This window comes from Streptomyces sp. JLBG701, assembly GCF_058544905.1.
Window position 1 is genome coordinate 4,389,652 of sequence record NZ_CM178588.1, and the last position, 21,058, is coordinate 4,410,709.

Below are 21,058 nucleotides of genomic sequence, written 5' to 3' on the forward strand. Positions count from 1 at the left end.
TACGGAGTTACGACGTGCAGACCTTCGTCAGTTCGCCGGCCGCGTCGATGACGGGGCTGACGTCCGGGGTCTCGTCACCGTTCTTGATGGCCGTACGGACGTTGTCCACGGCGTCGTTCAGGCTGTCGACCGCCTTGTTGACGTCGGCGTTGTCGGTCTTGTCGCCGATCTCGTCGAGGTTCTGGTCGATGGAGGTGAGGGCCTCGTCGATCTGGGTGGGGTCGTTGGACGCGCTGTCCACGGCCTGCTGGAGGTCGGTGACGCTGTCGGCGATGGCCTCGGCGGTCTGGACGCAGTCCAGGGCCTTGTTGACGGCGTCGCAGCCGGTGGTGAGTCCGGCGGTCAGCGCTACGGCCGCCACGGTGGCGGCGATGGCGGTGATACGGCTCCCGCGTCGGCTTCGTCGGCTGGCGGACATGGTGGTGGTTCCTCCCCGTCGCTGTAACGGGCGTACGGCGGTGTGCCGTACGCCCGTACTCCTCAAGACGCGAGGGCGGGTGGCCCGGTTGCCCGCGCCGGCCGCCCCAGTTGGTGCGCCCTTTACTTTTCGAGGACCGTATCAAGAGCCTTGCGCTGATGGGCGGTCAGTTCCGTGCAGCCCAGAACGGCCAGGTCGAGCAGGGAGTTGAGCTCGTCGCGGTCGAACGGCTCGGCTTCCGCGGTGCCCTGGACCTCGACGAAGCGTCCGTCGCCGGTGCAGACGACGTTCATGTCGGTCTCGGCGCGGACGTCCTCCTCGTAGCAGAGGTCGAGGAGCGGGACGCCGCCGACGATGCCCACCGAGACCGCCGAAACCGTGCCGGTCAGGGGCTGGCGGCCGGCCTTGATCAGCTTCTTGCCCTGTGCCCAGGAGATCGCGTCGGCGAGTGCCACGTATGCGCCGGTGATGGCCGCCGTACGCGTGCCGCCGTCCGCCTGCAGTACGTCGCAGTCGAGGACGATGGTGTTCTCGCCGAGGGCCTTGTAGTCGATGACCGCGCGCAGGGAGCGGCCGATCAGGCGGGAGATCTCATGCGTACGGCCGCCGATCTTGCCGCGGACGGATTCGCGGTCGCCGCGGGTGTTGGTGGCGCGGGGCAGCATGGAGTACTCCGCGGTGACCCAGCCCTCGCCGCTGCCCTTGCGCCAGCGGGGGACGCCTTCGGTGACGGAGGCCGTGCAGAAGACCTTGGTGTCGCCGAAGGAGACGAGGACGGAGCCCTCGGCATGCTTGCTCCAGCCGCGTTCGATGGTGATCGGGCGGAGTTGTTCGGGGGTGCGGCCGTCGATTCGAGACATGGTGACGAGCCTAGTGCCCCATGCGGAAGGGGCTCCTCCCGCGTCGGGAAGAGCCCCTTCAGACGCTCACATCATGTCTTCGATGTCCGCCGCGATGGGGTCCGCGTCGGTGCCGATGACGACCTGGATCGCGGTGCCCATCTTGACGACGCCGTGTGCGCCGGCGGCCTTCAGGGCGGCCTCGTCGACCAGGCCGGGGTCCACGACCTCGGTCCGCAGGCGGGTGATGCAGCCCTCGACCTCTTCGATGTTGTCGATGCCGCCCAGCCCGGCAACGATCTTCTCAGCCTTGGTGGCCATGTTCTTTCTCCCTGATCCGAACCGCTTTGTCGCAGTAACCCACAGTTGGCCCAGCTTCGCGAGCGGTCATGTCGTGCATGCCGAAAGATGATTACTGATCGCGTCGCCAACTGGTCTACACCACATTACCGAGGTGCGTCCATGTGTGCCGACAGCGCCGCCGCCGCCAGTCCCGCGCGCGTCCGCTGGAACAAACTGTTCCAGGGGCTGCAGAAGATGGGGCGCAGCCTTCAACTCCCCATCGCCGTACTGCCGGCCGCGGGCATCCTCAACCGGCTCGGCCAGCCGGACGTGTTCGGGGACGACGGGCTCGGCTGGACCAACGTCTCCAAGGTGATGGGCGCGGCGGGCGGGGCACTGCTGGACGGTTCGCTGGGTCTGCCGCTGCTGTTCTGTATCGGTGTCGCGATCGGCATGGCGAAGAAGTCGGACGGTTCGACGGCGTTGGCCGCGGTCGCGGGTTTCCTCGTCTACTACAACGTGCTGCGCCAGTTCCCCGAGGACTGTGCGGACGGGGCGAAGTCGGTGGCGACGGGGTGTCAGGCCGCCGACGGGACGGTGGCGGCGTTCACTTACCAGAATCCGGGTGTGTTCGGCGGCATCGTGATGGGGCTGCTCGCCGCGTTCTTCTGGGCGCGTTATCACCGTACGAAGCTGGTGGACTGGCTCGGCTTCTTCAACGGGCGGCGGCTGGTGCCGATCATCATGGCGTTCGTGGCGATCGCGTTCGCCGCGCTGTGTCTGTGGATCTGGCCGCCGATCGGTGACGGTCTGGAGAACTTCAGCGACTGGCTGGTGGATCTGGGTGCCTGGGGTGCGGGCGTGTTCGGCATCGCCAACCGGGCGCTGCTGGTGATCGGCCTGCACCAGTTCCTGAACGTGCCCATCTGGTTCCAGTTCGGCAGTTACACGAAGCCGGACGGCACGGTGGTGCACGGTGACATCAACATGTTCCTGGCGGGCGACCCGAACGCGGGTCAGTTCACCTCGGGCTTCTTCCCCATCATGATGTTCGCCCTGCCGGCCGCCGCGCTGGCCATCACGCACTGCGCGAAACCGGCCCGCCGTAAGGAAATTGGCGGCCTGATGCTCTCGGTGGCGCTGACGTCGTTCGTCACGGGCATCACCGAGCCGATCGAGTACTCGTTCCTGTTCATCGCGCCCGTCCTCTACGCGGTCCACGCGCTGCTGACGGGCGTGTCGATGGCGGTGACCTGGGGGCTCGGGGTGCACGACGGCTTCAGCTTCTCCGCCGGTTTGATCGACTACATCATCAACTGGAACCTGGCGACCAAGCCCTGGGCGATCATCCCGATCGGCCTGTGTTTCGCCGTCGTCTACTACGTCATCTTCCGTTTCGCGATCACGAAGTTCGACCTGAAGACTCCGGGACGGGAGCCGGAGGAAGAGGTCGAGGACGTCACAAAGGTCTGAATAAAGATCCGACGTCACAGGCAGAAAACACGGGTTCCTTATCTCCCCTTCATCGTGCTACAACATGGTCTACACCACTGAGTGGTGTAGACCACGCCACCCGATGGAGGAAGTCATGACCACCGCCACCGCGCCGGCGGCCCCCGCGAAAAAGCGAGGGTCCGGCCTGTTCCAGGGCCTGCAGAAGGTCGGCCGCAGCCTTCAGCTCCCGATCGCCGTGCTGCCGGCGGCGGGCATCCTGCTCCGGCTCGGACAAGCCGACTCCCAGGAGAAGTTCCACATCCCCGCCGATGTGGCGAAGGTGTTCGCGGGTGCCGGCGGCGCCCTGCTGGACAGTTCCTTCGGCCTGCCCCTGCTGTTCTGTATAGGCGTGGCCATCGGCTTCGCGAAGAAGTCCGACGGCTCGACGGCGCTCGCCGCCGCGGTCGGCTTCCTCACCTACTACGCGGTGATCCACCAGTTCCCGATCAAGGAAGGCCACGAGGGCGCCACCTACACGGCGACCGGACTCGGCGGCGGCTTCTGGCAGAAGGGCACCGAGGCCGCCACGACGGCGAGTTTCCAGAACCCGGGCGTACTCGGCGGCATCATCCTCGGCCTGCTGACGGCCGTGCTGTGGCAGCGCTTCCACCGCACCAGGCTGGTCGACTGGCTGGGCTTCTTCAACGGCCGCCGGCTCGTGCCGATCATCACGTCCGCCGTCGGCGTCGTCCTCGGTGTCCTGGTCGTCGTCGGCTGGGAGCCCATCGGTGAGGTCATCACCAACTTCGGCGAGTGGATGACCGGCCTCGGCTCCTTCGGCGCGGCCCTCTTCGGCCTGATCAACCGCGCGCTGATCCCGATCGGCATGCACCAGTTCGTCAACTCCGTGGCCTGGTTCCAGATCGGCGACTTCACCGACGCCACCGGCGCCGTCGTCCACGGCGACCTGCCGCGCTTCTTCGCCGGCGACCCGGACGCCGGTCTGTTCATGACGGGCTTCTTCCCGATCATGATGTTCGGCCTCCCGGCCGCCGCCCTCGCGATCGCGCACTCCGCCCGTCCCGAGCGCCGCAAGGCCGTGCTGGGCATGATGATGTCGATGGCCCTGACCTCGTTCGTCACGGGTGTCACCGAGCCGATCGAGTTCACCTTCATGTTCATCGCCCCGGTGCTGTACGTCATCCACGCGGTCCTCACCGCGATCTCGATGGCCGTGACGTGGGCGCTGGGCATACACATGGGCTTCAGCTTCTCGGCCGGCTTCATCGACGTCTTCATCAACTGGGGCATCTCCACCAAGCCTTGGCTGCTGATCCCCGTCGGCCTGGTCTTCGGCGCGATCTACTACGTCGTCTTCCGCTTCGCCATCACCAAGTGGAACCTCCCCACCCCGGGCCGCGAGCCCGAGGAGGAGATCGAGGACCTCACCAAGGCGTGAGCCTCGACCGCACATGATGAAGGCCCCGGTACCGAACAGGTGCCGGGGCCTTCATGTGCGTACGGCCTAGATCTCGTACGACATCCTCGGCGCCGCCAGTTCCACCGGACCGGCGTAGGCCTCGCGCGCGTCGGTGAGGTTGACCTGGGGGTCGGTCCACGGGGGGATGTGGGTGAGGATCAGGCGGCGCGCTCCCGCGCGGGTTGCCGTCTCGCCTGCCTCGCGGCCGTTCAGGTGCAGGTCGGGGATGTTCTCCTTGCCGTGCGTGAAGGCGGCCTCGCAGAGGAACAGGTCGGTGTCGTGGGCGAGTTCGTCCAGTGCGGCGCTCACTCCGGTGTCGCCGGAGTAGGTCAGCGACCTGCCGCCGTGCTCCACGCGGATGCCGTACGCCTCCACGGGGTGGGCGACGCGCTCCGTGTGCACGGTGAACGGGCCGACCTCGAACGTGGACGGCTTGACCGTGTGGAAGTCGAAGACCTCGCTCATGGAGGAGGCGGTGGGGGTGTCGGCGTAGGCCGTGGTGAGTCGGTGTTCGGTGCCTTCGGGGCCGTAGACCGGGATGGGGTCACAGCGGCCGCCGTCATGGCGGTAGTAGCGCGCGACGAAGTACGCGCACATGTCGATGCAGTGGTCGGCGTGCAGATGGCTGAGGAAGATCGCGTCGAGGTCGTATAGACCGCAGTGGCGCTGCAGCTCGCCAAGGGCACCGTTGCCCATGTCGAGGAGCAGCCGGAAGCCGTCGGCCTCTACGAGGTAGCTCGAACAGGCCGATTCCGCGGACGGGAACGACCCCGAGCAGCCGACGACGGTGAGCTTCATAAAGCAGAAACCTCCGCTGGCGGGAAACTTTTCTGGGAAGGAGACGGGGGTCGTGCGGTCCGTCGAGCGTAAGGCGCAAAAGGTCCGGTCGCTCCTCCGCCAAGGGCTGTTGTGGGCGAACTCACCTGTGGTGTCACCGGTTCGGCTGGAAGCGGGGCGCGCCGCGCACAGGCGGGGCGCGCGGGGCTTCTCGCACGCCGGTAACGTCGTCGTATGGACACGTCCTGGTGGCTCGCGCTCGCGGCGGTGGTACTGCTGGCGCTGGTCGCCGTGCTCGTGGACGGCTGGGGGCGGGGGCCCTCCGGGCGCAGGACCAGGCCGCCGGGGCGCCCCGCTGGGCCTGGCGGGCGGGAGGTTCGGCCGCGGCCGGCGGAGATCTGGTGGGCGAGTGTGCCGTACGAGGACGGGCCGGGGGGTAAGGATCGGCCTTGTCTCGTGCTCGCCGTGCACGGCCGGAAGGTCACGGTCGCGAAGATCACCAGCAAGTATCACGACGAGCGGGCCGGGGTTATTCCGTTGCCGCCGGGTGCCGTCGGCGATGCGCAGGGCCGCGCCAGTTTCCTGGAGACGGATGAGCTGCGCGAGGTCGCTGTGTGGGACTTTCGGCGGCGGGCGGGGGTGGTGGACCCGGTCTTGTGGGACCAGGTCCGTCACCTCGCCGAATAGAGGCTGTTCTTCGGCTGCGGGTCCGTTGTGGCTTGTCGCGCCCACGCGGCGGAGCCGCATATCGATACAGCCCCGCGCCCCTAGGGCGTTGACCCTTAGGGCGCTTTATCCCTCGGGGCGCTCATCACGCCCAGAGTTGGCCCTGCAGCCTCTCGATCGCTTCCTCTGTCGTTGCCGCCGTGTAGACGCCTGTTGACAGGTACTTCCAGCCGCCGTCCGCCACCACGAACGCGATGTCCGCCGTCTCCCCCGCCTTGACCGCCTTGTTGCCCACGCCGATCGCGGCGTGCAGGGCGGCGCCCGTGGAGACGCCCGCGAAGATGCCCTCCTGTTGGAGGAGCTCGCGGGTGCGGGTGACCGCGTCCGCCGAGCCGACCGAGAAGCGGGTCGTGAGGACGGAGGCGTCGTAGAGCTCGGGGACGAAGCCCTCGTCGAGGTTGCGCAGGCCGTAGACCAGGTCGTCGTAGCGCGGCTCGGCGGCGACGATCTTGACGTCCGGCTTGTTCTCGCGGAGGTAGCGGCCGACGCCCATGAGCGTGCCCGTGGTGCCGAGGCCCGCTACGAAGTGGGTGATCGAGGGGAGGTCCGCGAGGATCTCCGGGCCTGTCGTGGCGTAGTGGGCGCCCGCGTTGTCCGGGTTGCCGTACTGGTAGAGCATCACCCAGTCGGGGTGCTCGGCGGAGATCTCCTTGGCGACCCGTACGGCGGTGTTGGAGCCGCCCGCCGCGGGGGACGAGATGATCTCGGCGCCCCACATGCCGAGCAGGTCACGACGTTCCTGCGAGGTGTTCTCGGGCATCACGCACACCATGCGGTAGCCCTTGAGCTTGGCCGCCATCGCGAGCGAGATGCCGGTGTTGCCGCTCGTCGGTTCCAGGATCGTGCAGCCGGGGGTGAGCCGGCCGTCCTTCTCCGCCTGCTCGATCATGTGCAGGGCCGGGCGGTCCTTGACGGAGCCGGTGGGGTTGCGGTCCTCCAGCTTCGCCCAGATACGGACGTCGGCGGACGGCGAGAGCCGCGGCAGGCGTACCAGGGGGGTGTTGCCTACCGCGGCCAGCGGGGAGTCGTAGCGCATCGAGGATCAGGCCATGCCGCCGGCCACGGCCGGCAGGATCGTCACGGTGTCGCCGTCGGCGAGCTTGGTGTTGATGCCGTCGAGGAAGCGGACGTCCTCGTCGTTCAGGTAGACGTTGACGAAGCGGCGCAGCTTGCCCTCGTCCACGATGCGGGCCTGGACGCCCGCGTGCCGGCTCTCCAGATCGGCGAAGAGGTCGGCGAGGGTCTCACCCTGGCCCTCCACCGCCTTCTGACCGTCGGTGTACTGGCGGAGGATGGTGGGGATGCGGACCTCGATGGCCATGGTTGCGGGCTCCTGTCGGAAGGTGGGGAAGGGTGGGCGCGCGGCGCGGCGCGCCGCGGCTCACGGCCGTACTGCGGCAGGGAACGTCAACAGATGGCGCTGTTCAGCCTGCACAGATCGACGTGCAACCGCGCCACGAGCAGCACGCTCGGCGCCTTGTCGCTCACGTCGTTCAGAACCATGGGGTCATCGTATCGATTCCCGGTCCTGGGCCCGGAGTGTGATCTCACATATCGGACGGAATTCATCCACTGTGTGAGATCAGTATGTTTCCACCACCTTGACCTCCTCCTCCGTCACCACGCCTTCCAGGATCCGGAACGAGCGGAACTGGAAATCTCCGAGGCCGTCCGTGTCCGCTGTCGAGACGATGACGTAGTGGGCCTGGGGCTCATGCGCGTACGAGATGTCGGTGCGGGACGGGTAGGCCTCGGTCGCCGTGTGCGAGTGGTAGACGACCACCGCTTCCTCGTCGGCGTCCCACATCTCGTCGGCGAGCTTCTTGTGCTCGCTCTCGTCGAACCGGTAGAAGGTCGGCGACCGCTCGGCGTTGAGCATCCGCACATACCGCTCCGGCCGGTCGGACCCCTCGGGGCCCGCGATGATCCCGCACGCCTCGTCGGGATGGTCCTCGCGGGCGTGCGCGATGATCTGGTCGACGAGGGCCTGGGTGATGGTCAGCATGTCCAGCAGGATAAGCAAAGGGGCTGCCCCGTACCGAAGGGTGGTACGGGGCAGCTCAAATGCCGGACCAGTCTCCCCACCTAAGGGGCGCGGGGAACTGCGCGACCAGCCACGACGGCGCCGCAGCCGAACGACGATCTATCCGACCTTCTCGAAGTCCTCCAACTCCGGCTCCCGCCGCTCGGCGATCTCGGGGTTACGACTCTTCAGCACAGCCCAGCCGACACCCAGCGCGGCAGCCCAGCCGGCCATCACATACAGGCAGACCCGGGAGTCGGCGTCGTACGCGATGAGGCAGGTGACGAAGAGAAGGAACGCGATGGCGACGTACGAGCACTTCGCGCCACCCGGCGCCGGGAACGACGACGCCGGCAGGCGACCCGCGTCGACCGCGCGGCGGTAGAGGACGTGGCTGATCAGGATCATCAGCCAGGTCCAGATGCCGGCCGCGGTGGCGACGGAGACGACGTAGCCGAAGGCCTTCTCCGGGACGATGTAGTTCAGGATCACGCCGATGCCCATGAAGAGCACCGAGACGGTGATGCCGAACGCCGGGGTCTTCGTCGACGACAGCTTGCTGAAGACCTTGGGGGCCTCGCCGTTGTCGGCCAGGGTGCGCAGCATGCGGCCCGTGGAGTACATGCCCGAGTTGCAGGAGGACAGGGCCGCCGTCAACACCACGAAGTTGACGATGCCCGCGCCCGCCGGGATGCCGATCTTCGCGAACGCCTCGACGAACGGGCTGACGCCCGGGGCGAATTCGGTCCACTTCACGACGCAGAGGATGACGGTGAGGGCGCCGACGTAGAAGAGGGCGATGCGCCACGGGAGGGTGTTGATCGCCTTGGGGAGGGTCTTCTCCGGGTTCTCGGACTCGCCCGCGGTGACGCCCACGAGCTCGACGGCGAGGTAGGCGAACATGACGCCCTGGAGGGTCATCAGGGACGAGCCGATGCCCTTGGGGAAGAAACCGTCGAAGGCCCAGAGGTTGGACACCGCGGCCGTGTCACCGGCGCTGCTGAAGCCGAAGGTGAGGACGCCTAGGCCGATCACGATCATGCCGATCAGGGCGGTGACCTTGACCATCGAGAACCAGAACTCGATCTCGCCGAACAGCTTCACCGAGATGAGGTTGGCGGCGAAGAGCACGACCAGGAAGACCAGGGCCGTGACCCACTGCGGGACCGACGGGAACCAGTAGTTGACGTAGATCGCGGCGGCCGTCAGCTCGGCCATGCCGGTGACGACCCACATCAGCCAGTACGTCCAGCCGGTGAAGTAGCCGAAGAACGGGCCGAGGAACTCGCGGGAGTACTCCGCGAAGGAGCCCGAGACCGGGCGGTACAGGAGCAGCTCGCCGAGTGCTCGCATGATGAAGAAGATGATCACGCCCGCGAGGGCGTACATGAAGATCAGGCTGGGGCCGGCCTTGGCGATGTTCGCCCCGGCTCCCAGGAACAGGCCGACGCCGATGGCGCCGCCGATCGCGATCATCTGGACCTGACGGCTGCCGAGGCCCCGCTCGTACCCCTCCTCAGGGGTGACCTGCGACGAGGTCATATGTGGTGCGCCTTTCCATCGGGTTTCGATCCCCCCGGAGAGGATTTATCACGGCCGCAATGTTGATCGACTGTGCGACTTGTGGCGCACACCACAGGAAGAACCGGACAAAGGGCGACCCGCAGCCGCATACGTGGCCGCGGCGGTGACGCGATCGTTATCCGGATTTGAGCGTCCGCTGAGCGAACACAGAAACGTCACATACCGGGAGTATTCACGGCATGAGCGTGGAGACGAGCGTCTCCTGCAGCCCGCCCAGCCACAGGTACGCCATCACCATCGGCTTGCGCGGGTCCTCGTCCGGGAGCCGGTAGAGGAGGTCTATGTCCTCCTCGTCGGTGATGTCGAGCCGCGAACCGATCGCCAGGCGCAGGTCGTTGAGAGCGCCGAGCCACCGCTTGGACTCCTCGGCGGTCAGCTTGAGGACCGCCCCGCCGTCACCTGCGGACGTCAGCGCGTCCAGGGAGCGGATCACCGTGAGGGCGCTCTCGCGCTTGGCGGCCCTGAGGTCGTTCTCGGTGAAGCGGCGGAACTCCGCGGAGTACGCCCGCTGCTCCTCCGCCTGCTGCGGCGCGGGCGCGTGCTCGGGGTCGCTGTAGGCGTCCGGGAAGAGGCGGCGCAGCACCGGGTCGGACGGCGGCTCGCTGGGACCCTCGGCGAAGAGCTCGGCGAGCGGGTCCTCGGAGGTCTCCTCGCCCGGGCCGGGGCCGATGAGCTCCAGGAGCTGCACGGCCAGCGACCGGATGATGGAGATCTCGACGTCGTCGAGCGCGACGGCCGCGCCGCCGCCGGGGAGCGGTTCGAATTGTCCTGGCATCGGGTTGTGTCGCTACTTCCGGTCCTGCTGGAGGGTGGCCCACAGACCGTAGCCGTGCATGGCCTGCACGTCGCGTTCCATCTCCTCGCGACTGCCGCTGGAGACGACCGCACGGCCCTTGTGGTGGACGTCGAGCATGAGCTTGGTGGCCTTGTCCTTGGAGTAGCCGAAGTACGCCTGGAAGACATACGTCACGTAGCTCATGAGGTTGACCGGGTCGTTGTGGACGATCGTGACCCAGGGGACGTCGGGCTCGGGTACGGCGAAAACCTCCTCCGCCGACTCGGTGCGTTCGATCTCAAGGGGAGCGGGTGACGTCACATGGCCCATGCTGCCACCGCAGGGGGGTGGTCGCACAAACCGGCATGTGACCAACCCCATGACAATCCATGACCGACCCCAAATCGTCAGACTGACGAGATGGGGGTAGCATCCGTAGTCATGCTGCACACACCGGGGGACAACCCCCGGACCCCCGGCGGACGCCGGAGGCACCCGGAGAGTCAGAGCTAGGAGAGGCTTCGTGGACGTAGCGGACCTTGGACTGCCGGTGGACGTTCCCTCGACGGCGCTCTTCACGGACCAGTACGAGCTGACGATGCTGCAGGCCGCGCTGAAGGCGGGCACCGCCGAGCGGCGGTCGGTGTTCGAGGTCTTCACCCGGCGGCTGCCGGACGGCCGCCGCTACGGCGTCGTGGCCGGCACCGGGCGGGTGCTCGACGCGGTCGAGAACTTCCGCTTCGACGCGAACGTCCTCGGCTTCCTGCGCGAGCGTGGCATCGTCAACGACGAGACCCAGGAGTGGCTCGCCTCGTACCGCTTCAGCGGTGACATCTGGGGCTACCCCGAGGGCGAGGTGTACTTCCCCGGCTCGCCGATCATGCGGGTCGAGGGCTCCTTCGCGGAGTGCGTGCTGCTGGAGACCGTGATCCTGTCCATCCTCAACCACGACTCGGCGATCGCGGCCGCCGCCTCCCGGATGTCCTCCGCCGCCGGCGAGCGCCCCCTGATCGAGATGGGCGCCCGCCGCACCCACGAGCTCGCCGCGGTCGCCGCCTCGCGCGCCGCGTACGTCGGCGGCTTCGCCACCACCTCCGACCTGGCCGCCGGCTTCCGCTACGGCATCCCGACCGTCGGCACCTCCGCCCACGCCTTCACCCTCCTCCACGACCACGAGAGGGACGCCTTCCAGGCGCAGGTGAACTCGCTCGGCCGGGGCACCACCCTGCTGGTGGACACCTACGACGTCACCGAGGCCGTCCGCATGGCAGTCGAGGTCGCCGGTCCCGAGCTGGGCGCCGTCCGCATCGACTCCGGTGACCTGCTGCTCGTCGCCCACCGGGTGCGCCAGCAGCTGGACGAGCTGGGCGCGTCCAAGACGCGGATCATCGTCACCTCCGACCTCGACGAGTACGCGATCGCCTCGCTGGCCGCGGCGCCGGTGGACGCGTACGGCGTGGGCACGCAGCTGGTGACGGGATCCGGCCACCCCACCTGCTCGATGGTCTACAAGCTGGTCGCCCGCGCCGAGTCCGCCGACCCGAAGGCCCCGCTGCAGCCGGTGGCGAAGAAGTCGACCGGCGGCAAGACGTCCATCGGCGGCCGCAAGTGGGCCGCGCGGCGCCTGGACGGCGACGGGATCGCGGAGGCCGAGGTCATCGGCACCGGGGCCGTGCCCGGCGAGCTCGCGGACCGCCAGCTGCTGGTCGAGCTGGTCAAGGGCGGCGAGGTGGTCGCCCGCGAGCCCCTCGACGTCGTACGCGACCGCCACACGGCCGCCCGCGCCAACCTGCCCCTGTCGGCGACCCAGCTGTCACGCGGCGAACCGGTCATCCCGACGGAGTACGTACACGGACGGTCGGGTAGCTAGAGCGCAAGCTCTTCGACCGCCTCTACGACCTCTTCTACGACCGCGAGCCCTCACCGCCCACGAGCCTTTCCCACCCGCCCGCCCTGATTGCCCCTTCCCGCACCGCACCCGAAGTCCGTAGGCTCGGAGGTTCATCACCGGCCGGGCCCGCACCCCTCCCTAGCGACCCTCTCAGTCGAAGGACACCGACCATGCGCCGCGCCTTGATCGTCGTAGACGTGCAGAACGATTTCTGCGAGGGGGGCAGCCTCGCGGTGGCCGGGGGTGCCGATGTGGCCGCCGCCATCACCGAGCTGATCGGGCAGGCGCCCGCCGGCTACCGGCATGTCGTGGCGACCCGCGACCACCACATCGCTCCCGGCGGCCACTTCGCCGACAACCCCGACTTCGCCCACTCCTGGCCCGCGCACTGCGTCGCCGGCACGGAGGGCGTGGGCTTCCACCCCAACTTCGCCCCGGCGGTCGCCTCCGGCGCGGTCGACGCCGTCTTCGACAAGGGGGCGTACTCGGCGGCCTACAGCGGCTTCGAGGGCGCCGACGAGAACGGCGTGAAGCTGGGCGACTGGCTGCGGGCCCGGGAGATCGACGAGGTCGACGTCGTCGGGATCGCGACCGACTACTGCGTGAAGGCCACCGCCCTGGACGCCGCCCGGGAGGGCTTCCGTACGCACGTCCTGCTGGACCTGACGGCCGGGGTGAGCGAGGAGAGCACCGACCGGACGCTGGAGGAGCTGCGGGCGGCGGGCGTGGAGCTCACCGGCAAGCCGGTCGTCGCCTAAGGGGCCCGGCGCGCCCGCCTACGCCGGTGCCGCCGGGCGGCGCAGCAGCGCCTTGATCGGGTGCCACAGCTCCTGTACGAGCTCGGGACCCACGACGACAGCGTTGTCAGGCGCCATACGCCATATGAGGCCGTCGGGGTGGTGCAGGACCGCGGTGATCTCGTCCGGGGTCGGGGGTGCCGCGTTGCCGCGCAGGTACACCGCCCGCATGCCCAGATTGCGCAGCCTCGTCAGCGCGCGGGCACGGTTGCGGGCGTGCACCAGGACACGCACACAGTCGCCGCCCGGACCCGAGGGAATGGGCAGGTTCAGCGCCACCACCACGCTGCCGGTCGGCAGCTTGCAGAAACCCCCTGCGGCCATGCGGTCACACCCCCGTGTGCGTCGGTGTCAATAAGAGAGCCACAGGACGCACCTAAACACGAACGGCGGCAACCCGCCAGGGGCTGCCGCCGAATCGTGCTGTGACCTGCGCGGATGCGAACTACTTCACCGCGGGGCCCACCAGGAGCGTGATCGTGGAGCCGTTCAGGGCCTCCTTGACGATCTTGATCTTGGTGTTGGTGTCAGTGATCTTGACGCCCGCGAGCGGGGTCGTCGTGTCGTAGTACGTGCTGGTGTGGTCGTTGAACGTGGACACACCGGCCTTCGACGGGATCTTGGTCTCGACGTCCGCGTTGTGCAGCGTCAGACCGTCCGTGCGGAACAGGCTGAAGGGCGAGTCGTAGGACTGGATACGGCTGCGCATCAGCGTGCCCTGCGACCACTTCAGCGCGGTCGGGTGGGAGTCCACCGGCAGGACCAGACCGGTGCCCGGGTGGGCGCTGGTGTTGTTGTCCAGCTGGGAGGTGTCCCACTTCCAGATCAACAGGCCGTTCTGGTACGGGAAGTGCTCCACCCAGGACGGACGGGTCGTCGAGAAGCCGAAGTTGTACGGGCCGACCTTGAGGGTCTTGTCGTACGACACGTACTGGCGGTTCTCGGCGATGTAGTACTGGGCGTAGTCGTCCGTGATGGACGCGCCGATACGGGAGAAGCCCTTGGCCGTCCAGGCCGCGTCCGCGCTCTCCGCGTCGTCCGCGAACACGGTGGCGCCGTCGGCGGTCACGGTGATCTCGTCGGCCGCGAAGCCCTTCTGGGCCACGCCGCCGTCGGTGGCGTAGCGGAAGCGCAGCTGGACGCTCTGGCCCGCGTAGGCGTCGAGCGGGAAGGACAGCTTCTTGTACGCCTCCGTGGTGCCGTCGAGCGCCGGCTTGCCGCTGGCGTCGCGGCCGAGGGCCACGCCGTCCGCGGTGCCGTCGATGGCCGTCCAGTTGGAGCCGTCGGTCGACACCTCGGTGTAGAGGTAGTCGTAGCCGGCCTCGATGTCCCACCAGCCGTCGAGCGTCAGCGTGGCGGAGGTCTTGCCCGTCAGGTCGACGGAACGGGTCAGCGTGTTGGCGAGGTTGTCGCCGCTGCCGCTCCACCACTGGGTCGCGCCCTGCGCCGGGGTGACGACATCGGTGGTGACCGTCTTCTCCGGCAGCTCGACCACGAGGGCCTGCGCGTTCTTCGTGTTGTACTCGGCGACGCCCAGCTTGTGCTTCGACGCCGTCGCGGCCTTCGCCACGTCGTAGTCGAGCCAGCCCAGCTGGAGCTTGTCCCAGGCGGTGAAGTCACCGGGCAGGTTGCCGATGCTGTCCTGGCCCGTGCCGAGCCAGGAACCGGAGGACATCAACGTCCAGAAGCCGGTGGAGTTCTCGCCGCCGCCGGTGGTGTCGTAGTGGTCCGGCAGACCGAGGTCGTGACCGTACTCGTGGGCGAAGACGCCGAGTCCGCCGTTCTCCGGCTGGATGGTGTAGTCGCCGACCCAGATGCCGGTGTCACCGATCTGGGCGCCGCCGAGCTTGTTGTTGTCGGGGCCGGTGGCCCCGGCGTCGGTGCCGAACGCGTACCAGCGGTGGGCCCAGATGGCGTCCGCGCCCTGGGCGCCGCCGCCCGCGGACTCGTCCTCGCCGGCGTGCACGATCTGGAAGTGGTCGATGTAGCCGTCGGCCTCGTTGAAGTCGCCGTCGCCGTCGTAGTCGTAGCGGTCCCACTGGTCGTACTCGGCCAGCGCCGCCTTGATGTCGGCGTCGGACTCGCCCGCGGCCTCCTGGCCGGCGACCCACGCGGTGACACCGTCCTGGACGGCGTTCCAGGCGCAGGTGTCGCAGTCGTTGGAGCCGTAACGGGCCTCGTTGTAGGGGACCTTGACCCAGTCGGCGACCGCGCCCTCGACCGAGTAGCGGCCCGAGGACTGCTTCTCGTAGAAGGACTTCATCGACGCGGTGCCGTCGCCGAAGTAGAGGTCCTCGAAGTGCGCCTGGTTGTAATCCGCCTGCCAGGCCGTGCTGTTGTCCTGGGTGCGGTCCGGCTCGGCTATCTCGTTGTGCAGCGGGCCGACGGTGCCGCCGTACTCGCTGATCTGGTCGCCGAACTCGACCAGGATCGTGAAGATCTTGTCGGTCTGCTCGCGGCCGAGTTCGACGTACTTGCTGTCGCCCTTCTTGCTCTTGAGCTGGACGACCTTGGAACCGTCACGGTCCTTGACCGTGGCGGCGCCGGATATGACCTGTTCCAGGGCTTCTTGGCGCTGAGCTTCCTGGGTCTTGGAGAGCGGACCGTCGAGGTCGTGCTCCTGCTCCACACTCTTGACCGACTGTGGGTCGTGTCGGTTTGCTGCCGCGGTGTCGGCCGGTGTGTCGGCCTGTGCCACGGCGAACGTCGAGAACGTGGCGGTGGCCGCCGCGAGTGCGACGACCATCGCGGCCGATCTGAACGTCCAGGTTCTGCTGGTCACTTGAGATCCTCCCCCGCGCCCGCCCGCGCGGAAATTTGGGGGCCCTGGTCAGCAGAAGGCATCCGCGCGCGGTATACGCGTGTAGTCAAGTGACGACATTTGACTACTGGTTTGCGAGAAAAGACAGACCTTGACTTGAGCAGGTCAAGTGCACTATGCGGAGTTGAGGTCCGCTTTACGGACGGCGGGGGTAGCGCTCAACGGGCGCGCGGGTACGTCCACTTCGTGGACGGTATGACTCCGTGCGCCCCCCGTGCACCGGCACTGTTGGTTAGGTCACGCTTACTGTTCGTTCCGCTCGGGCATGCAGGCGATTAGGGTCGATTGGCGGAACGCCCGGATGTCGGCGGAAAGCCAGGCCGACTCCCCCATATCACCCCCGATTCTTACGAGGACTCGATTGCCATGCCTCGTCCGACCGCGCCTCGTCCGACCGCCGCACAGCTCGCCTACGGTTCGTGCACCGTGATCTTCTCGACCCTCGCCATGCTGCTGCTGTCACAGACGAGTTCGGGTGTGGGGATCGCGATCATCACCTTCGCGGCACTCGCTCTGGGACTGCTCGTCTCCATGACGGTTCCGCTGCCGAAGCCCGCACCGGCCATCGCCGAACAACCCCCCGCACCAGAGCCCGTGGCGGCCTCCGTCACCGCGCTGCCGACCCACGAGCCGGTACGCGAGCGGGCAGCCTCCTGACGCCGGGGAGCTCCCCTCCCTCCCCCGACGCCGGACACAAGAAGCAGCTCCCTCCAACGCAGACACAAGAAGGCGGGTCCACATCTCACGGACCCGCCTTCTGCATGCGCCCCCAGGGCCTGTCGTCGCGTCAGCCGGTGCTGACCACCACCGTCTTGGCCGCCTTGTCGTGCAGACCCTGCTTGTAGGGCTTGTCGAAGTAGCTCCAGCCGCCCGCGATCGCCGTCCAGACACAGGCGCAGCAGAACGCGAACGGGATCCACAGCACCGCCGAGCGGATCAGCGCGGTCTGCACGGCGGGCGTGGAGCCGTTGTCGAGGTTGGCCACCCGCATGCCCAGCCACTTCTTGCCGAGCGTCTGACCGGACTTGACGATCATGACGGTGTCGTACGCGATGTAGAGGACGGCGCCGACGAGGTCCCGGCCGAAGACCTTCCCGTACTCCATGTCGTCCGTGTCGACCGTGTACTCGGCGACCCCGAACGCCCAGGTGAGCAGCCAGACGACGACGGCCACCAGGATCATGTCGATGATCCGGGCCAGAGTGCGCTTACCGCTGTCGGCGAGCGGGGGCATGCCGGCCAGTGGATCGCCGGGCTCACCGGGGTACGAGCCGCCGCCGTAGGGGTCACCGCCGTAGGACGGGGGCTGCTGCCCGCCGCCGTAGGGCGCGTCGTACGGCGAGCCGGACCCCTGCTCGGGCGGGGGCTGCTTCCTGAACGGGTCCTCTTCCGGCGGCTGGCCGGAGCCGGGAGGCGGTTCGCTGCTCATGGCCCGAGTCGACCGCGAACCCTCCGGCTCCGCATCCGGCGAGCGGCTGTTGGAGGTACGGAATCAACTGGTCCTTACGCCGTACCCGCTCATCCCGCGACGAACGTATGCGCCGCCTTGTCGTGCCAGCACTGCTGCCACGGCTTGTCGAACAGGCACCATACGACCCCCACGACACCGATGCCGAGCAGCCCCGGCACGCTGTAGACGAGCCAGCGGCGCAGGGACGCGCCGAAGGTCGGGGGCTCGTGGCCCTCGATGTCCCGCACCTCAAGGCCCAGCAGCTTCTTGCCCAGCGTGCGGCCCCACTTGGCGGTGGGCAGCGCCTCGTAGAGGACGCCGCCGACGAGGAGGACGGCCAGGACGATGCCGAGGTAGACCGACGTCGTGCCGTCCAGCAGCCAGACCGTGACGGTCTCGCCGGAGAGCTTGGCCGCGTCGATCTTCTCGTTGACGTGGTCGAGCGCCTTGGTGCCCAGCGGCACGGCGGCCACGGCGGTGACGCCGCCGAGGACCAGGGTGTCGACGAGCCGGGCGGCAAGGCGCTTGCCGAGGCCTGCGGGACGGGCCGCTGCCTGGCGGCGGGCGGCCGCCTGGAACACGTCCTCGACGGGCGGCTTCCAGGGCGCGACCGGTTGGTCCTCCCCGGCGAGCCGGTGCACCTGCTGCGCCCAGGAGGGCTGGCCGCCGCCCGTGCCGGTCGCCATGGGGGTGACCGGCTGGGAAGCGCCCTGCTGCTGCGGCACCACCGGGCCCGGCTGCTGGAGGCCCGGGAGACCGGCTCCGGACGCGGCGGACTGCTGCGGGCTCTGCGGGCCGGAGACGGCCCCCTGGGCGCCCGGCTGGGCCGCTGCCGCGCGGTCGGCGGCGGCCTTTCCGGCGCCGAAGCCGGGAGCGGCGGAAGCGCCGCTCTGCGCGCCGTCGGGCGCACCCGTGCTCCCCGCCTGCGCGCCGCCCGCCCCGCCCTGCTGCCCTGTGCGCGGGGAGAGCGCGCGGAAGGTCATGGTGCCGTCGTCGGGGGTGGGGTCGGCGGGGGCGGGAATGCCTGGTGTGCCCGCGCTACGCGCCGCGGGACCGGCCGTCGGACGGCGGAAGAGGAACGTCCCGTCGGAGGGCACGTCACCCGAACTCGCCCCCTCGGCGGGCGGGTTGGCCGCCGAGCCGTCCGGCTGGGCGGGCAGGGCGGGCTGCCGGTCCGACGCCTCGGCGGGCACCCTCGGGTCGGCGCCCTGCGGGGAGCCCCACGAGACACGGCGGTCCTGGTCGCCGCCGAAGCCGGACTGGCGGGAGCGGTCGGCGCCCCAGGCGGACGCCGGTTCGGGCCGGCTGCCGTGCTGGGCCTCGGCGGGCGAGACGGGCGCGGCTTCCTCGTCGAAGAAGTGCGGGCCCGTCTCCTCGACCTGGGGCGCGGGCCCCGGGTCCACGCCGGCCGGCGGCGCGAGCGGCTCGCCGTCGAGCGGTGCCGGGCGGCTGGTGCCCGGCACCCAGGAGGCGCCGTTCCAGTACCGGACATATCCGGGAATGGAAGGGTCCGGGTAATAGCCTTCGCGGGGCCTGTCGTCACCGGGGGCCGGGGTTGGGGCGCTCATGTCCGTCGTCCCGTATCTGCTCGGGGGTCATCTGGGGGCCTCCACATCTATCAGACGCGGGCAACCCCCACCGCCAGTCCCACTGGACCCACCCCTTTTGAGCACTTCGTTTCGCAGGCCTCAAAAAACTTCCGCGAACCCGCGTAATGGTTCCGCCCCCTCCCCCCTCTCACTCGTACGGGCCCGACACTGGGCCCCGTGACAGAGAGGAAAGGCACCACATGCACAGCGTGGTAGAGCGGGAGCTGGAGCTCAAACTCATCCTGTCCCCCGAGCGCAGCATCCCGGTCCCGGCCCGGCTCAGCTACCGGACGGACGACCCCTTCGCCGTCCACATCACCTTCCACATCAACTCCGAGCTGCCGGTGAACTGGACGTTCGCCCGGGAGCTCCTCGTGGAGGGCGTGTTCCGGCCGTGCGGGCACGGGGACGTACGGGTGTGGCCGACGAAGGTCGACGGACGCAGCGTCGTCCTGATGGCGCTGAGTTCACCCGACGGAGACGCCCTTCTGGAGGCACCCTCGGCCCAGGTGTCGGCCTGGCTGGAGCGCACGCTGCGGGCGGTCCCCCCGGGCTCTGAGGCCGAGCAGCTCGGTATCGACGACGGCCTCGCCGAGCTGCTCGCGCCCACCCCGGCCGACGACTTGTGGCTGCGCGACCCCTGGCCGAGCGACGAGTCGAAGGACGGGGGTGAGTGAGCCGCGACCATCAATGGGAACTGCAGAACGATCAGAACAACTTGCCCGGGTTGAGGAGACCCAGCGGGTCGAAGGCCGTCTTGATGGCCCGCTGCATCTCCACGCCCACCGGGCCGATCTCGCGTGCCAGCCACTCCTTCTTCAGGACGCCCACGCCGTGCTCGCCGGTGATCGTGCCGCCGAGCTCCAGGCCGAGCGCCATGATCTCGTCGAAGGACTCGCGGGCGCGCCTGGACTCGTCGGGGTCCTGCGCGTCGAAGCAGACGGTCGGATGCGTGTTGCCGTCGCCCGCGTGCGCGCAGACCCCGATGGTGAGCTGGTACTTCTCGGCGACCCGCTCGATCCCTTCTAGCATCTCGCCGAGTTTGGAGCGGGGCACGCACACGTCGTCGATCATCGTCGTGCCCTTGACCGCTTCGAGCGCGGTGAGCGACAACCGCCGTGCCTGGAGCAGGAGTTCGGACTCGGCCGCGTCCTCGGCGGGGACCACCTGGGTGGCACCGGCCGCCTCGCAGAGCGCGCCGACCGCGGCCAGGTCGGCGGCCGGATCGTGGGTGTCGAAGGCCGCGAGGAGCAGCGCCTCGGTGGTCTCCGGAAGACCCATGTGGGCCAGGTCGTTGACGGCCTTCACCGTTGTACGGTCCATGAGTTCGAGGAGGGACGGCACATGCCCGCCCGCCATGATCCGGCACACGGCGTCACAGGCGGCCGTAGCGGACGCGAACTCGGCCGCCAGCACCAGCTGTTGGGGCGGCTGCGGCTTGAGCGCCAGAATCGCCCGTACGACGATCCCCAGCGAGCCCTCCGATCCCACGAACAGGCGGGTGAGGTCGTACCCGGCGACGCCCTTGGCGGTACGGCGCCCGGTGGACATCAACCGCCCGTCTGCCAGGACGACTTCGAGACCGAGGACGTACTCGGCCGTCACCCCGTACTTCACACAGCACAGGCCGCCGGAGGCCGTGCCGATGTTGCCGCCGATCGTGCACATCTCCCAACTGGAGGGGTCCGGCGGGTAGTACAGGCCCTGTTCGGCCACCGCGCGGGAGAGCGCGGCGTTGATGACGCCCGGTTCGACGACGGCGATGCGGTCGACCGGGTTGATCTCCAGGATGCGGTCCATCTTCGTCAGGGACAGCACGACGCAGCCGTCGGAGGCGTTGGCCGCGCCCGACAGGCCAGTGCGGGCGCCCTGCGGGACGACCGGGATCCGCAACTCCGTGGCGGTACGCATGACGTGCTGGACCTGCTCGACCGTGCGGGGCAGCACGACCACGGCCGGGACGCCGGACGGGCAGAAGCTCGCCATGTCGTTGGCGTAGGAGGCCGTGATGTCGGGGTCGGTGAGGATCGCCTCGGCGGGCAGACCGGCCAGCAGACGGTCGACGAGATGTCCGGGCACCGCGGAGTCTGCTGCCGAGTCTTCATCGGGTCGCGCTTCGAAACCGCTCATGATCACAGCGTCGCACCCGGGGCCATCGGTGTGAACCCCGTC

23 protein-coding genes are annotated in these 21,058 nt (G+C 68.8%); 7 read left to right on the forward strand and 16 right to left on the reverse strand.

Annotated features, from left to right (window positions below):
• Positions 1-7: 7 nt before the first annotated feature.
• The 3 genes from AC5DRG_RS20130 to AC5DRG_RS20140 form a co-directional block, all read right to left on the reverse strand.
• The gene (locus AC5DRG_RS20130) at positions 8-418 is read right to left on the reverse strand and encodes a hypothetical protein (RefSeq protein ID WP_491811943.1); all 411 of its coding nucleotides are present in this window, start codon (positions 416-418) and stop codon (positions 8-10) included.
• A gap of 122 nt (positions 419-540) precedes the next feature.
• Complete coding sequence (gene rph / locus AC5DRG_RS20135; RefSeq protein WP_491811944.1) at positions 541-1,278, reverse strand: ribonuclease PH; 738 nt, start codon at positions 1,276-1,278, stop codon at positions 541-543.
• Positions 1,279-1,344: 66 nt separating this feature from the next.
• Positions 1,345-1,578 carry a PTS glucose/sucrose transporter subunit IIB gene (locus tag AC5DRG_RS20140; protein ID WP_214938432.1) on the reverse strand — a complete coding sequence of 78 codons (234 nt, stop codon included), beginning with the start codon at positions 1,576-1,578 and terminating at the stop codon, positions 1,345-1,347.
• 141 nt (positions 1,579-1,719) lie between these two features.
• Between AC5DRG_RS20140 and AC5DRG_RS20145 the strand changes: the two genes are divergently transcribed.
• Together AC5DRG_RS20145 and AC5DRG_RS20150 are read left to right on the forward strand one after the other, a co-directional pair.
• Positions 1,720-3,012, forward strand: a complete 1,293-nt coding sequence (locus AC5DRG_RS20145; RefSeq protein WP_491811945.1) for a PTS transporter subunit EIIC — start codon at positions 1,720-1,722, stop codon at positions 3,010-3,012.
• A gap of 115 nt (positions 3,013-3,127) precedes the next feature.
• Positions 3,128-4,432, forward strand: coding sequence for a PTS transporter subunit EIIC (locus tag AC5DRG_RS20150; protein ID WP_491811946.1), 1,305 nt, complete (start codon positions 3,128-3,130; stop codon positions 4,430-4,432).
• Between the two features lie 66 nt (positions 4,433-4,498).
• Here AC5DRG_RS20150 and AC5DRG_RS20155 read toward each other — a convergent pair whose 3' ends face one another.
• The gene (locus AC5DRG_RS20155) at positions 4,499-5,251 is read right to left on the reverse strand and encodes an MBL fold metallo-hydrolase (protein ID WP_491811947.1); all 753 of its coding nucleotides are present in this window, start codon (positions 5,249-5,251) and stop codon (positions 4,499-4,501) included.
• Between the two features lie 213 nt (positions 5,252-5,464).
• On the opposite strand from AC5DRG_RS20155, the gene AC5DRG_RS20160 reads away from it, so the two are divergent.
• Positions 5,465-5,917 (forward strand): type II toxin-antitoxin system PemK/MazF family toxin, encoded by a 453-nt coding sequence (locus AC5DRG_RS20160; RefSeq protein WP_491811948.1) that lies wholly within the window; start codon positions 5,465-5,467, stop codon positions 5,915-5,917.
• Positions 5,918-6,041: 124 nt separating this feature from the next.
• Here the strand turns inward: AC5DRG_RS20160 and AC5DRG_RS20165 are convergent, their stop codons facing one another.
• The 7 genes from AC5DRG_RS20165 to clpS form a co-directional block, all read right to left on the reverse strand.
• Positions 6,042-6,992, reverse strand: coding sequence for a PLP-dependent cysteine synthase family protein (locus AC5DRG_RS20165; protein ID WP_491811949.1), 951 nt, complete (start codon positions 6,990-6,992; stop codon positions 6,042-6,044).
• Positions 6,993-6,998: 6 nt separating this feature from the next.
• Positions 6,999-7,277 carry a MoaD/ThiS family protein gene (locus AC5DRG_RS20170; protein WP_491811950.1) on the reverse strand — a complete coding sequence of 93 codons (279 nt, stop codon included), beginning with the start codon at positions 7,275-7,277 and terminating at the stop codon, positions 6,999-7,001.
• A gap of 86 nt (positions 7,278-7,363) precedes the next feature.
• Complete coding sequence (locus AC5DRG_RS20175; protein WP_311737150.1) at positions 7,364-7,459, reverse strand: putative leader peptide; 96 nt, start codon at positions 7,457-7,459, stop codon at positions 7,364-7,366.
• Positions 7,460-7,538: 79 nt separating this feature from the next.
• Positions 7,539-7,961, reverse strand: coding sequence for a M67 family metallopeptidase (locus AC5DRG_RS20180; protein ID WP_491811951.1), 423 nt, complete (start codon positions 7,959-7,961; stop codon positions 7,539-7,541).
• A gap of 138 nt (positions 7,962-8,099) precedes the next feature.
• The gene (locus AC5DRG_RS20185) at positions 8,100-9,521 is read right to left on the reverse strand and encodes an amino acid permease (RefSeq protein ID WP_491811952.1); all 1,422 of its coding nucleotides are present in this window, start codon (positions 9,519-9,521) and stop codon (positions 8,100-8,102) included.
• Between the two features lie 214 nt (positions 9,522-9,735).
• Positions 9,736-10,338, reverse strand: coding sequence for a DUF2017 domain-containing protein (locus tag AC5DRG_RS20190; protein WP_491811953.1), 603 nt, complete (start codon positions 10,336-10,338; stop codon positions 9,736-9,738).
• Between the two features lie 12 nt (positions 10,339-10,350).
• Complete coding sequence (gene clpS / locus AC5DRG_RS20195; protein WP_491811954.1) at positions 10,351-10,668, reverse strand: ATP-dependent Clp protease adapter ClpS; 318 nt, start codon at positions 10,666-10,668, stop codon at positions 10,351-10,353.
• Between the two features lie 193 nt (positions 10,669-10,861).
• Between clpS and AC5DRG_RS20200 the strand changes: the two genes are divergently transcribed.
• A complete protein-coding gene (locus AC5DRG_RS20200; RefSeq protein ID WP_491811956.1) occupies positions 10,862-12,208 on the forward strand; it encodes a nicotinate phosphoribosyltransferase in 1,347 nt (448 codons plus the stop codon).
• Between the two features lie 191 nt (positions 12,209-12,399).
• A complete protein-coding gene (locus tag AC5DRG_RS20205; protein WP_491811957.1) occupies positions 12,400-12,987 on the forward strand; it encodes an isochorismatase family protein in 588 nt (195 codons plus the stop codon).
• Positions 12,988-13,005: 18 nt separating this feature from the next.
• On the opposite strand, the gene AC5DRG_RS20210 is transcribed toward AC5DRG_RS20205, so the two are convergent.
• Positions 13,006-13,350, reverse strand: a complete 345-nt coding sequence (locus tag AC5DRG_RS20210; RefSeq protein ID WP_491811958.1) for a hypothetical protein — start codon at positions 13,348-13,350, stop codon at positions 13,006-13,008.
• A gap of 121 nt (positions 13,351-13,471) precedes the next feature.
• Positions 13,472-15,808, reverse strand: a complete 2,337-nt coding sequence (locus AC5DRG_RS20215; protein ID WP_491811959.1) for an immune inhibitor A domain-containing protein — start codon at positions 15,806-15,808, stop codon at positions 13,472-13,474.
• 405 nt (positions 15,809-16,213) lie between these two features.
• On the opposite strand from AC5DRG_RS20215, the gene AC5DRG_RS20220 reads away from it, so the two are divergent.
• Positions 16,214-16,504, forward strand: a complete 291-nt coding sequence (locus AC5DRG_RS20220) for a hypothetical protein (RefSeq protein ID WP_491811960.1) — start codon at positions 16,214-16,216, stop codon at positions 16,502-16,504.
• A 130-nt stretch (positions 16,505-16,634) separates the two neighbouring features.
• Here the strand turns inward: AC5DRG_RS20220 and AC5DRG_RS20225 are convergent, their stop codons facing one another.
• Together AC5DRG_RS20225 and AC5DRG_RS20230 are read right to left on the reverse strand one after the other, a co-directional pair.
• Entirely contained in the window at positions 16,635-17,276 is a 642-nt protein-coding gene (locus AC5DRG_RS20225) for an RDD family protein (protein WP_491811961.1), read from the reverse strand.
• Between the two features lie 89 nt (positions 17,277-17,365).
• Complete coding sequence (locus tag AC5DRG_RS20230; RefSeq protein ID WP_491811962.1) at positions 17,366-18,865, reverse strand: RDD family protein; 1,500 nt, start codon at positions 18,863-18,865, stop codon at positions 17,366-17,368.
• A gap of 221 nt (positions 18,866-19,086) precedes the next feature.
• Between AC5DRG_RS20230 and AC5DRG_RS20235 the strand changes: the two genes are divergently transcribed.
• Positions 19,087-19,563: an SsgA family sporulation/cell division regulator gene (locus tag AC5DRG_RS20235; RefSeq protein ID WP_491811963.1), complete on the forward strand. Its 477-nt coding sequence runs from the start codon at positions 19,087-19,089 to the stop codon at positions 19,561-19,563.
• 31 nt (positions 19,564-19,594) lie between these two features.
• Here the strand turns inward: AC5DRG_RS20235 and AC5DRG_RS20240 are convergent, their stop codons facing one another.
• A complete protein-coding gene (locus AC5DRG_RS20240; protein WP_491811964.1) occupies positions 19,595-21,022 on the reverse strand; it encodes an FAD-binding oxidoreductase in 1,428 nt (475 codons plus the stop codon).
• Positions 21,023-21,058 lie beyond the last annotated feature (36 nt).